The sequence below is a fragment of the Luteimicrobium album genome (assembly GCF_030161555.1).
Taxonomy (GTDB): domain Bacteria; phylum Actinomycetota; class Actinomycetes; order Actinomycetales; family Cellulomonadaceae; genus Luteimicrobium; species Luteimicrobium album.
Genome location: NZ_BSUK01000001.1, coordinates 582,056 through 593,496, shown reverse-complemented (window position 1 = coordinate 593,496; position 11,441 = coordinate 582,056). Strand labels below are relative to the sequence as shown.

The 11,441-nt window shown below is 72.7% G+C and carries 11 protein-coding genes and 2 pseudogenes; 8 read left to right on the top strand and 5 right to left on the bottom strand.

Annotated features, from left to right (window positions below; translation table 11 throughout):
* Positions 1-56: 56 nt before the first annotated feature.
* The gene (locus QQK45_RS03030; RefSeq protein ID WP_284292007.1) at positions 57-587 is read right to left on the bottom strand and encodes a MarR family winged helix-turn-helix transcriptional regulator; all 531 of its coding nucleotides are present in this window, start codon (positions 585-587) and stop codon (positions 57-59) included.
* 194 nt (positions 588-781) lie between these two features.
* Here QQK45_RS03030 and QQK45_RS03025 point away from each other — a divergent pair, with 194 nt between their 5' ends.
* Positions 782-2,878, top strand: coding sequence for an FUSC family protein (locus QQK45_RS03025; RefSeq protein WP_284292006.1), 2,097 nt, complete (start codon positions 782-784; stop codon positions 2,876-2,878).
* Here the strand turns inward: QQK45_RS03025 and QQK45_RS03020 are convergent.
* Positions 2,826-3,455: a potassium channel family protein gene (locus QQK45_RS03020; protein WP_284292005.1), complete on the bottom strand. Its 630-nt coding sequence runs from the start codon at positions 3,453-3,455 to the stop codon at positions 2,826-2,828. The two genes, QQK45_RS03025 and QQK45_RS03020, sit on opposite strands and share 53 nt — an antisense overlap.
* 78 nt (positions 3,456-3,533) lie before the next feature.
* Positions 3,534-4,909: pseudogene (locus QQK45_RS03015) on the bottom strand (TrkH family potassium uptake protein).
* A 215-nt stretch (positions 4,910-5,124) separates the two neighbouring features.
* Between QQK45_RS03015 and QQK45_RS03010 the strand changes: the two are divergent.
* Together QQK45_RS03010 and QQK45_RS03005 are read left to right on the top strand one after the other, a co-directional pair.
* Positions 5,125-6,233, top strand: a pseudogene (locus QQK45_RS03010) (acetoin utilization protein AcuC).
* A gap of 175 nt (positions 6,234-6,408) precedes the next feature.
* Positions 6,409-6,507: a 30S ribosomal protein bS22 gene (locus QQK45_RS03005; protein WP_003792170.1), complete on the top strand. Its 99-nt coding sequence runs from the start codon at positions 6,409-6,411 to the stop codon at positions 6,505-6,507.
* Positions 6,508-6,584: 77 nt separating this feature from the next.
* Here QQK45_RS03005 and QQK45_RS03000 read toward each other — a convergent pair whose 3' ends face one another.
* Positions 6,585-7,424: an HAD family hydrolase gene (locus tag QQK45_RS03000; protein WP_284292004.1), complete on the bottom strand. Its 840-nt coding sequence runs from the start codon at positions 7,422-7,424 to the stop codon at positions 6,585-6,587.
* 170 nt (positions 7,425-7,594) lie between these two features.
* Here QQK45_RS03000 and QQK45_RS02995 point away from each other — a divergent pair, with 170 nt between their 5' ends.
* Positions 7,595-7,819, top strand: coding sequence for a glutaredoxin family protein (locus QQK45_RS02995; RefSeq protein ID WP_284294925.1), 225 nt, complete (start codon positions 7,595-7,597; stop codon positions 7,817-7,819).
* 91 nt (positions 7,820-7,910) lie between these two features.
* Here QQK45_RS02995 and QQK45_RS02990 read toward each other — a convergent pair whose 3' ends face one another.
* Positions 7,911-8,468, bottom strand: a complete 558-nt coding sequence (locus QQK45_RS02990; RefSeq protein ID WP_284292003.1) for a YceI family protein — start codon at positions 8,466-8,468, stop codon at positions 7,911-7,913.
* Positions 8,469-8,649: 181 nt separating this feature from the next.
* On the opposite strand from QQK45_RS02990, the gene QQK45_RS02985 reads away from it, so the two are divergent.
* From QQK45_RS02985 to QQK45_RS02970, 4 genes are all read left to right on the top strand, one after another.
* Complete coding sequence (locus tag QQK45_RS02985) at positions 8,650-9,123, top strand: MarR family winged helix-turn-helix transcriptional regulator (RefSeq protein ID WP_284292002.1); 474 nt, start codon at positions 8,650-8,652, stop codon at positions 9,121-9,123.
* A 55-nt stretch (positions 9,124-9,178) separates the two neighbouring features.
* Positions 9,179-9,841, top strand: a complete 663-nt coding sequence (locus QQK45_RS02980) for a histidine phosphatase family protein (protein WP_284292001.1) — start codon at positions 9,179-9,181, stop codon at positions 9,839-9,841.
* Between the two features lie 83 nt (positions 9,842-9,924).
* Positions 9,925-10,527 carry a TlpA family protein disulfide reductase gene (locus QQK45_RS02975; protein ID WP_284292000.1) on the top strand — a complete coding sequence of 201 codons (603 nt, stop codon included), beginning with the start codon at positions 9,925-9,927 and terminating at the stop codon, positions 10,525-10,527.
* A gap of 5 nt (positions 10,528-10,532) precedes the next feature.
* A complete protein-coding gene (locus QQK45_RS02970; protein ID WP_284294924.1) occupies positions 10,533-11,366 on the top strand; it encodes a cytochrome c biogenesis CcdA family protein in 834 nt (277 codons plus the stop codon).
* Positions 11,367-11,441 lie beyond the last annotated feature (75 nt).

Below are 11,441 nucleotides of genomic sequence, written 5' to 3'. Positions count from 1 at the left end.
GCACCTGCGTGACGCCACGCAGCGGCGGTGAGCGGCTGCGGAAGTCCCACCGACTCTCAGTCCGCCTCGTCGGGCCCGGTGGAGTCGAGGTGCAGGCCCGTCATGTAGTGCGCAGCGACCGCCGCGTTGTAGCGCGCGAGCAGGCCTGCGAACTCTGCGAGGCTCTCGTCGTCCCAGCCGGCGAGGAGCTCGCGAGTCCGACCCTGGCGCAGCGCGCTGGTGAGTGCCGCGCGGTCGCGCCCGTCGGCCGTCGCGGACACGACGCTGCGACGCCGGTCGTCCGGCGCGGGTTCGCGGCGCACGAGGCCTTGGTCGGCGAGTGCCGCGACCTGTCGCCCCACCGTCGAGGCGTCGAGGCCGAGGACGGTCGCAAGCTCGTTGATGTCCGCCGAGGACAGGCGGCCGAGCGCCCGCAGGATCAGGTAGGCCGCGCGGTCGAGCTCGCCGGGCTCACGCGCGCGTCGGCGCAGGAGCTCGGTGTTGCGGGCTGTGACGGCGAGCTGGACGTCGATCACACCGATCGGCCCGCCATCGTCGGCGAGCGCGGGCCCGGTGCCGACGGTTCGACTCTCCTGCACCCCTGCCATGGACCGATCCTCCCGGCTGAACGGTGACGTCGCCAGATTATCGGTATGATACCGATATTGGCGCGGACGCCGCGCATCGTCGCGACGCACGCGGGCCGACCCCACCACTGCCCGAAGGAGGCGTCATCCGGCGACGCATCGCTCACGGGCTCGACGCTCTCGTCGCATCGGACCCGGGCCTCACACGACTGCGGATGGGCCTCTCCGGTGCCGTCTGCGTCGCGGTCGCGCTCATCGCGGAGTACCTCGTCGCTGAGGGGACCGGGGCTGGTCCGCAGGGCGCGACCGTGCTCATGCTGCTCGGCAGCGTGGTCGCGATGATGGGCTCGAACGCCCTCGCAGGGCACGAAGTGGCCTGGAACGTCCGTGCCGCCGCGTTCTTCCCGGTCGCGATGGGGGTCGGTTTCCTCGCGGGCGTGCTCGTCTCGGGCAACCACCTGCTCACGCTCGCGACCTTCGTCGCGGTCATGTTCCTCGCCGTCTACGTCCGCAGGTTCGGGCTCGCGTTCTTCTTCTACGGCTTCATGGCCTGGGTCGGATTCTTCTTCACCTCCTTTCTCCACGCCACGTTCTCCGACCTGCCTCGGATGCTCCTCGGCACCCTCGTCGGGACGGTCGTCGTGCTCGGGCTCAGCGTGAGCGTGCTGCGCACCAGCCCGCACCGCACTCTCGCGAGGGTGGCACGAAGCCTGCGAGCGCTCGCGCGGAGGCTGGGAGCCGCCTGCGCCGCCGTCGTCACCGCCGCCGACCGGGCCGACCGCGACCGCGCGGCCCGCCGCGTCCTGGACCTGCAGGCGGCCGTCCACGAGGCTGTGCTCATGAGCGACGGCTGGGCCGCCCACTCCCCGGCGCTCCCCGACGGCTGGTCGGCGCCGGCACTCCGGCGTCGGCTCATCGACCTGCAGGTCGGCCTCGACAGGCTCGCGGACGCGTCCGCTGTGCTTGCCACCGCGGACCACGTGACCCGCCGAGCCGCCGCCGCGCTCCTGGACGACTTCGCGAGTGGATCGGACACCGCCACGGCAGGCTGCGCGCTGCTCGACGCCACTGTCGCAGCCCCGGACGCCGTGCAGCGGGCAGCGGCCAGGCTCGTGTCCGCAGTCACGGCGCTGACGAAGATCTCCGCGCCACCTCAGGGCGCGCCCGCCGCGGACGATATGCCCTACGAGCCCGCAGCCGCGCTCTCGCTCGGTGTCCTGCCGGGGCCTGCGTCCGTCGCGGGAGACGTGGAGCTCCGCGGTCGCCTGTGGCGCCGCCTGTCGCGGCTGCGTTTCACGACGCGTCAGGCGCTCCAGGTCACGCTCGCCGGAGCCCTGGCCATCGTCGCGGGCATGCTCGTCAACCCGGAGCGCTACTACTGGGCCGTGATCGCGGCCTTCGTCGCTTTCACCGGCACCGGAACCCGGTTCGAGACGGTGCGCAAGTCGGCGAACCGCGTGCTTGGCACGCTCGCCGGGCTCGTCGCGGGCATCGGCCTCGCGATGCTCACGACCGGCGACGTCCGGTGGTCCCTCGCGATCATCGTCGTGAGCATCTTCTGCGGCTTCTACCTCGTCCGGGTCTCCTACGCCTACATGATCTTCTTCGTCACCATCATTGTGTCGCAGCTGTACGGGATCCTCGGCGAGTTCTCGGACGCGCTCCTGCTGACACGACTCGTCGAGACCGCCGTCGGCGGCGCGATCGGTGTCGTCGTCGCGCTCGTCGTCGCGCCCGTCAGCACGCGTGACGCCGTCGCCCTCGCGGAGCGAGGCGTCCTGGACGAGCTACGCGAGCTCGTCGCGGTTGCTGCCCGCCACGCACGCGGACCGGGTGGAGCCACGGCACTCGAGCTCGACGCACGCACGCTCGGAGCGGACGCGGCGGTCAGGCACCTCAGGCTGGCCGCCGAGCCGCTCGTGCGCTACCCGCTCTGGGAGAGCCGCCCGCGCGACGTCAGGCGCCGGCTCGCCCTCGTCGACGCCGCCGTCAGCACCTCACGTGCTCTTGCTGTGGACGTCCGCCCGCTCGAGAGCGCGAACCCGACGCTCGCGAGCGCTCTCGCGGCACTCGCCGACCCCAGCGGGGTCGTCCCACGCGACGCCGTCCTCGAGGCTCCGTGGGCCGTGCGGGTGGAGCGGCTCGAAGACCTGCTGCGGCGCCTCACGACGCCCGACGAGCTGTCGGGCCCTCCGCTCGTCGGGACTGACGGCGACCCGGGGGTCGAACCCGGCCGCACCCCGCACGTCCCTGACACCCTCAGGGACGTGCGCCGAACCGCTCCAGCAGCTCGGCGGGGCCCGACACGATGAGCAGGTCGGTCGGGGAGATCCGGGTCTCGGGCGTCGCGTACTGGAACTCCACGCCTGGCGACTTCACGCCGATGATCGTCACGCCGTACTTGGACCGGACCTTCGACTGCTCGAGCGTGAACCCGTGCGTCTCCTTCGGCGGCCGCATCTTCACGATCGTGAAGCCGTCCTCGACCTCGATGTAGTCGAGCAGCTTCCCGGAGACCAGGTGTGCGACCCGGTTCCCGGCGTCGGCCTCGGGGAAGACGACGTGGTGCGCGCCGATGCGCTGCAGGATGCGTCCGTGCTCCGCGGAGATGGCCTTGGCCCAGATCTGCGGGGTCCCGAGGTCGACGAGGTTGCCCGTGATGAGGACGGACGCCTCGAGCGCCGTCCCCACGGCTACGATCGCGACCGAGAAGTCGCGCGCCCCGATCTGCTCGAGCGCCTCGGGGTTGGACGCGTCGGCCTCGACGAGCGCGAGCCGGCCCGACCACTGCGCCACGAGGTCGGGGCTCTTCTCGGCGACGAGGACGTCCTGGCCGAGCCGGTCGAGCGACGTCGCGATCGACTGCCCGAACCGGCCGAGGCCGATCACGAGCGCACCGGCGGCACGCCCCTCGGCGCGGGGCCGGAGCTCGCGGACGCGGGGTCCACGCTCTTCGCGGTGGTGCTGTCAACCAATGATCGGCCTCTCCTCGGGCATCCGGATGACGCGGCGGCGGCTGCGGAGCGCGAGCGCCGCGCCCAAGGTCATCGTCCCGGTGCGTCCGACGAACATCAACACGACCAGCACGTACTTGCCTGCCTCGGGCAGGTGCGGCGTGACGCCCGTCGAGAGCCCCACCGTCGCGAACGCGGAGATCACCTCGTACAGGACGACGTCGAGGCTCCACCCCGTGATCTCCAGCAGCAGCAGGCTCGAGACGAGCACCGCCGTCGCACCGACGAACGTCACGGCGATCGCGAGCCGGATCGTCTCGGGCGGGATGCGCCGTCGGAAGACCTCGATGTCCCGGTCGCCGCGCGCCTCGGCGACGATCGCGAGGAGCATCACGGCGAGCGTCGTGACCTTGATGCCGCCGGCCGTCGACGCGCTGCCGCCGCCGACGAACATGAGGGCGTCCGAGATGAGCCAGCTCGTCTCGTGCAGCTGGCCGATGTCGACGGTCGAGAAGCCGGTCGAGCGCGGCATGATGCCCTGGAACACGGACGCGAGGACCTTGTTGCCGACGTTGAGCGGGCCGAACGTGTGCGGGTTCGTCCACTCGAGCGCGAGGAACATCACGGCCCCGAAGAGGACCAGCGCCGCACCCGTGACCAGGGTCAGCTTGGCGTGCAGCGAGAGCCGGTCGAGGCGCTTGCGGTTGCGCATGATGTTGAGGATCACGGGGAAGCCGAGCGACCCGATGAAGGTGCCGATGATGAGCGGGATGCACAGCGCCCAGTCGCCGACGGCCGAGTTCAGCCCCTCCGCGGTCGGGACGAAGCCGGCGTTGTTGAACGCGGAGATCCCGAAGAACAGGAGTGCCACGCCGCCTCGCCGACGGTCTGGCGCAGCACGACGAACCGGGGGAACAGGGCCAGCGCGACGAGCAGCTCGAGCGACGTCGACGTGATGATGACGACCCGGATGAGCGAGCCGACCTCGCCGAGCCGGGTGGTCTTGACCTCGGTGGCGGCGAGCATGCGCTGCGTGAGCCCGAGGTGCCGGGACACGGCGAGCCCAAGGATCGACGCGAGGGTCATGACGCCGAGGCCGCCGACCTTGATCGCGACGAGGATCACGACCTGCCCGAACGCCGACCAGTACGTCCCCGTCGGCACGACGGTGAGCCCGGTGACGCAGACCGCGGACGTCGCGGTGAACAGGGCGTCGACGAACGACGCGCCCTTCCCGGACCGGGTGGCCCACGGGGTGAGCAGGAGAAAGGTGAAGACCACCACGACGCCCGCGAAGGAGGAGACCGCCAGCCGCGCGGGGGAGCGCCGGGCGAGGCGGTCGACGAGGCCTCGCGCGCTCACGAGCTGGCTGCTGAAGGCCTCGGCCACGTCCCTCCTCCGTCTGCCGGACCGGGCTTTTCGCCGCGCCCGCCCCGGCAGACTAGCGTGATCCCCGTGCCGGTTCCCTTCGACGCGCGCGACACCGCGGCCCCCGACCCCGTCGGCGACGGCGCCGTCGGGCCCCCGCCGACGGGCTCGCGGACCGGTCGCTCGTCGTCTGGAGCCCCGAGCTGCTCGGTTACGACTTCGGTCCGGGACACCCGATGGCGCCGTCGCGCCTGCAGCTCACGATGAGCCTCGTGCGGTCGCTCGGGCTGCTCGACGCGCCGGGCGTCGAGCTCACCGACCCCGCGCCGGCGAGTGACGCCGAGCTCGAGCTCGTGCACGACGAGCGCTACGTCGCGGCCGTGCGGTCCGCGTCCGAGAAGGGCACCACGGACCCGCTGCGCGGGCTCGGCACCGAGGACGACCCGGTCTTCCCGGGCATGCACGAGGCCGCCGCGCGGATCTTCCACGGGTCGTACCTCGCCGCGGGCGCCGTGTGGGCGGGCGAGGTCGAGCACGCCGTGAACATCGCGGGCGGGATGCACCACGCGCGCCGAGACGCGGCGTCGGGCTTCTGCATCTACAACGACGCGGCCGCCGCGGTCCGCCGCCTCCTCGACGACGGCGCCACCCGGGTCGCGTACGTGGACGTCGACGCACACCACGGGGACGGCGTCGAGAGCGTCTTCTGGAACGACCCGCGCGTCCTCACGGTCTCGGTGCACCAGAGCGGCCAGTCGCTCTTCCCGGGCACGGGCTTCCCGACCGACACGGGCGGACCCCGGGCCGAGGGCTCGGCCGTCAACGTGGCCCTGCCGCGGCACACCGACGGCGCGGGGTTCCTGCGTGCGTTCGACGCCGTCGTGCCTGCGGTCCTGCGGGCGTTCGCACCCGAGGCGATCGTCAGCCAGCACGGCTGCGACTCGCACGCGCAGGACCCGTTGACCGACCTGCACGTCGGGGTCGACGCCCAGCGGATCGCCGTCGAGCGGGTGCACGCGCTCGCGCACGAGCTGTCGGACGGGAGGTGGGTCGCGCTCGGCGGCGGCGGGTACGCCGTGATCGACGTGGTGCCGCGGGCCTGGGCGAACGTCGTGGCGGAGGTCGTGCACCGCCCGCTCGACCCGGACACCCCCTCCCGGACGGGTGGCGGCGCGACGTCGCGGAGGGTGCGGGCGAGGACCCGCCGCGCCGCATGGGCGACCACCCCGTGACGTTCCGTGCCTGGTCACAGGGCTACGACCCGGCCGACGACCTCGACCGGTCGATCCTCGCGACCCGTCGCGAGGTCTTCCCGCTCCTCGGCCTCGACCCCTACCTGGACTGACCCGGTTTCGGCGGGGCGTGGTCGGCGCGGTAGGCTGGCCCACGGACTTCGTCTCGTCTCGTCCCACCGTCTTCGACCGCCGTCGTCAGCTCGTCAGCTCGCCGTCATGTCGCAGCCCAGGGGGACATGGTGGACGAGGCGGCGATCAGACAACCTTCGATCATTGCGAGGACCCATGGGCTCCGTCATCAAGAAGCGCCGCAAGCGCATGGCGAAGAAGAAGCACCGCAAGCTGCTTCGCAAGACGCGCCACCAGCGTCGCAACAAGAAGTGACGCCCCGCCCGGCCTGCCGGGCGTGAGCGAGAAGGGCTCGGCCGCGTGCGGTCGGGCCCTTTCGTGCGTCCAGGGGGTCAGCGGCGGGCGGCGCGGCGCAGCAGCGACGTGGCGGCCCAGCCGGCCGCGACCCAGCCGCCGGCCTTGACGCCCGTCCGGGCGGCGCGGCGGGTCGGCTGGCGGAACTCGCGCACGTCCCACCCGTTCGCCCGGGCCAGACGCCGCAGCCGCGGCTCCGCGTTCACGGCGCACGGGTGCCCGACGGTGCCCAGCAGGTCGACGTCGTTCATGGAGTCGCCGTACGCGTACGAGCGGTCGAGGTCGATCCCGGTCCGCGCGGCGAGGTCGCGGGCCGCCCGCGCCTTGGCGGCCCCGTGCATGAGCTCGCCGTCGAGCCGTCCCGTGTACACGCCGTCGGCGTCGTGCTCGGGCACGGTCGCGAGGGCCCCCGTCGCGCCGAGCCGGCGCGCGATCAGCCCGCCGACCTCGACGGGCGCCGCAGTGACGAGCCACACCTGGTGGCCGGCCGCGAGGTGCGCCTCGAGGAGCGCCTTCGTGCCAGGGAAGATCCGGAGGGCGAGGACGTCGTCGTACACCTGCTCGCCGATGCTGCAGACCTCGTGGACCGAGTGGCCTGCGACGAGGCAGAGCGCCTTGGACCGCACCTTGTCGAGGTGCTGGGTGTTCTCCCCGTAGACGGCGTAGCGCGCCTGGTGCACCGCGAACCGAGCGATGTCCCGGGCCCGGAAGAAGCCGTGCGCGTGGAGCGCGCGGGCCAGGTGGAACGTGCTCGCTCCGCGCACGAGCGTGTTGTCGACGTCGAAGAACGCGGCCACCGTCGAGGGGTCCGCGGTGGTGCCGGCGCTCGTCCCCGGGCGCGCGGGGGTGGCGCGCTGGGTGCTCCGGTCGTCCGACATGACCCCAACCCTAGGCGCGGCACCTGGGCGTTCCGGACGAGCGGCCAGGGGCGCTGCAGGTCCTGCACACCACCTGCACGGGCCACCTACGCTGGGGTGGTGACGTCCCCCGAACCCGCTCCTGCCGTCCCCCGGTCGCGCCCGACGGCGGCGCCTCGCCGCGCGTCGTCCTGTACGTGCGCGAGGCGTGCCACCTGTGCGAGGACGCGCGCGCCGTCGTCGGGCAGGCGTGCGCCGAGGCGGGGGAGCGGTTCGTGGAGCGAGACGTGGACACGGACCCGGCCCTGCGCGCGGAGTACGGCGAGCTCGTGCCCGTCGTGACGGTCGACGGCGTCCGGCAGGGTTACTGGCGGCTCGACGGCGACCGGGTGCGCCGGGCGCTCGCGGTGCGCTGAGCCCGGGGACGACGAAGCGGGCTGTCAGGGCGTGGTGAGCGTCGAGACTCACCACGTTCTGACAACCCGCTCGCGGGAGGTCGGAAGGAGGTCAGTCCTTCTTGACGATCGCCGAGAGGTCGAGCTCGATCTTGACCTTGTCGGAGACGAGCACGCCGCCGGCCTCGAGGGCCGCGTTCCACGTGATGTCGAACTCCTTGCGGGAGATCTCGGTCTTCGCCTCGAAGGCGACGCGCTCGTTGCCGAACGCGTCGACGGCCGCACCGGTGAACTCGGTCTCGAGCTCGACCGACTTGGTCACGCCGTTGATCGTGAGGTCGCCGGTCACGACGAACTCGTCGCCCGAGCCGGAGACGGACGTGCTGGTGAACGTCCAGGTCGGGAACTTCTCGACGGTGAAGAAGTCGGCGCTCTGGAGGTGGCCGTCGCGGGTGGCGTCACCGGTCGTGACGGAGCGCGCGTCGAGCTCGGCGGTGACGGTCGAGGATTCGAGGCTGTCGCCGACGACGATCGTGCCGCTCGTGATCGCGACGGTGCCGCGGACCTTGGAGATACCGGCGTGGCGGACGGTGAAGCTCGCGGACGAGTGGGCGGGGTCGATCTCGTACGTGCCGGGGACGACGCCGGTGGGCAGAGCGGTGGCGGTCATGGGTTCTCCTCAGGGCGTGGCTCGGGGCCGCTGTATTGGTTGAACATACAACTGAACCGAACGGTCCGCGCGGACATTCCCCGGGTCGATGTGGCGTGCGTCACACCGCGCTCTCCCCGGAACGGCGTCGTCGACGACGCGGCATTAGGACATCTCCGCACGTCATGGACACAATGCCGCCGTGAACACCCCGACCGACCACCGCTGGCTCGACACCGAGCAACAGGCCGCCTGGCGCGACTTCCTCGAGGGCGTCGGCCGGTTCCAGGAGGTCCTCGTGCGCGAGCACGACCGCCGCCTGCCCCTGTCCGTCCCCGAGTACGACGTGCTCGTCCAGCTCTCCGAGCAGCCCGACCGGTCGCTGCGCATGTCGCGCCTCGCCGAGCGCCTCGCGTACTCCCGCTCGCGCGTCACGCACACGGTCTCGCGCATGGAGCGGGCGGGGCTCGTCCGCCGCGTCGCCGCCGCCGAGGACAAGCGCGGCGTCCACTGCTCCATGACCGACGCGGGCTGGCACGCCCTCGTCGCGTCCGCGCCCACGCACGTCGACATCGTTCGGACCTACCTCGTGGACGTGCTGACCCGGGACGAACTCCTCTCGCTCGGCGCCGCGATGGCGCGCGTGCGCGACGCCTGCGCGGCCGCCCTCGCCTGAACCTGACGTTCCGTGCGGAACGGCCTCCTCAGGCGCCTCTGCGACAATCGGGGACGTGCCCAGCCCTGACCCCGCCGCTCTCGTGACCGTCGTCCACCTCGTGCGCCACGGCGAGGTGCACAACCCCGACGGCGTCCTCTACGGCCGCATCCCCGGCTATCGGCTGTCGGAGCGCGGGCGGGCGATGGCGCAGCGGATCGCCGAGCACTTCTCGGACGGCCACGACGTCACGCACGTCGTCGCCAGCCCGCTGCAGCGCGCTCAGGAGACCGCGACGCCACTCGCCGAGGCCCTCGGCCTCGGGCTCGGCAGCGACGACCGCCTCATCGAGGCCGCGAACCACTTCGAGGGCCTCACGTTCGGCGTCGGCGACGGCTCGCTGCGCCACCCGCGACACTGGAAGTACCTGTGGAACCCGTTCCGCCCGTCGTGGGGCGAGCCGTACCGGGCGCAGGCCGCGCGCGTGCGCGCCGCAGTCGACAGCGCCCGTGAGGCGGCGCGCGGGCACGAGGCCGTCCTCGTCAGCCACCAGCTCCCCGTCTGGGTGACGCGGCTGTCCGCGGAGCACCGTCGCCTCTGGCACGACCCGCGCCGTCGCCAGTGCGCGCTCGCGTCCGTCACGTCGCTCACGTTCGAGGGGGACCGGCTCGTCGGGATCGAATACGCCGAGCCTGCCGCGGACCTCCTGCCGGGCGCCTCCGCGGTCCCGGGGGCGTGACGGTGGTCACGAACGTTCCCTCCAGGGCCCTGGAGGCACCGGATTCCCAGGACGCGTCCAGGCTGCGGCGGCACGGTGGCACCGTGCCGCGCCCTCGCCCTGCCCGCCTCGCCGCCCTTGCGGCCGTCCTCGTCGCCGGGGGCCTCGCGCTCACCGGCTGCACGTCGAGCTCGGGCAACGACGGCGGCAACCTCGGCTTCGTCCAGGGCGACGGCTCCGTCAAGACCTGGACGCCCAGCGAGCGCTCGAAGCCCGTGACCCTGACCGGGACCGCGTTCGACGGCACCAAGGTCGACACCTCCGCCTGGCGCGGCGACGTCGTCGTCGTCAACACCTGGTACGCGGGCTGCGCGCCCTGCCGCAAGGAGGCACCCGACCTCGCCTCCCTCGCGGCGAGCGAGACCGACGGCGTGCACTTCGTCGGTATCAACTCCACGGACGACGCCGGGGCCGCCGAGGCGTTCCAGCGCACCTTCAAGCTCACCTACCCGTCGATCTCCGACAAGAGCGGCTCCGTCATCGCCACGCTCCAGGGCGTCGTGCCGGTCCAGGCCGTGCCGACGACCGTCGTCCTCGACGCCGAGGGGCGGGTCGCCGCCCGCGTCCTCGGGTCGACGACGAAGGCCACGCTCGCCGGGCTCGTCGACGACGTGCGGGCGAGCGACACCGCCACCGCGACGTCGTGAGCGCCATGATGCTCGCGGACGGGGTGCTCCAGGCGTCGTCGGGGTTCGCGACCACGGCGTTCAGCGGGTCGATGCTGCTCGCGGTGCCGGTCGCCGTCGTCGCGGGGTTCGTGTCGTTCGCGAGCCCGTGCGTGCTCCCGCTCGTCCCCGGCTACGTCGGCTACGTCAGCGGCTGGGCCGCGACCAACGCGGGCGTGAACGCGCTCCCGGGCGGCACGGCCGCGGGCGCCCGGACCGAGGGCCCGGCGAGCGTCGCCCGAGGCCGCGCACGCGTCGTCGCAGGGGTCGGGCTGTTCGTCGCCGGGTTCACGCTCGTGTTCGTCGTGCTCGGCGGGTTCGTCGGCGCTCTCGGCACGCAGGTGCGCCAGGCGGAGGACGTGCTCATCCGAGTGCTCGGCGTCGTCGTGATCCTCATGGGCCTCGCGTTCCTCGGGGCGCTGCCGTTCCTGCAGCGTGAACGACGCATCCACGTCACGCCGCGCGCCGGCCTGTGGGGCGCACCGCTCCTCGGGATCGTGTTCGGGCTGGGCTGGACGCCCTGCCTCGGGCCGACCCTCACCGCCGTGTACGCGCTCGCGCTCGACCAGGCGACCCTCGTCCGAGGGGCGGCGCTCGCCGTGGCCTACTGCGTCGGGCTCGGGGTGCCGTTCGTGCTCGTCGCGCTCGGGCTGCAGTCGAGCAAGCGGATGCTGGACTTCCTGCGCCGGCACCGGCTGGCGTTCCTGCGCATCGGGGGCGGCATGCTCGTGCTCATCGGGCTCGCCATGGTGACCGGGGTGTGGGGCACGTGGACGGCCGCGCTGGGCGGCTGGGCGTCGAGGTACGGGGTGCAGGTGTGACCGAGACCGACAAGACCACCGAGCGCGACGAGACGCGCCGCGGGTACCGCCCCGAGGGCATCGACGACGCGTTCG

Coding starts and splice junctions, on each gene's coding strand:
- QQK45_RS03030 (WP_284292007.1), bottom strand. CDS start 587: ATGGCAGGGGTGCAGGAGAGTCGAACCGTCGGCACCGGGCCCGCGCTC.
- QQK45_RS03025 (WP_284292006.1), top strand. CDS start 782: ATGGGCCTCTCCGGTGCCGTCTGCGTCGCGGTCGCGCTCATCGCGGAG.
- QQK45_RS03005 (WP_003792170.1), top strand. CDS start 6,409: ATGGGCTCCGTCATCAAGAAGCGCCGCAAGCGCATGGCGAAGAAGAAG.
- QQK45_RS03000 (WP_284292004.1), bottom strand. CDS start 7,424: ATGTCGGACGACCGGAGCACCCAGCGCGCCACCCCCGCGCGCCCGGGG.
- QQK45_RS02990 (WP_284292003.1), bottom strand. CDS start 8,468: ATGACCGCCACCGCTCTGCCCACCGGCGTCGTCCCCGGCACGTACGAG.
- QQK45_RS02970 (WP_284294924.1), top strand. CDS start 10,533: ATGATGCTCGCGGACGGGGTGCTCCAGGCGTCGTCGGGGTTCGCGACC.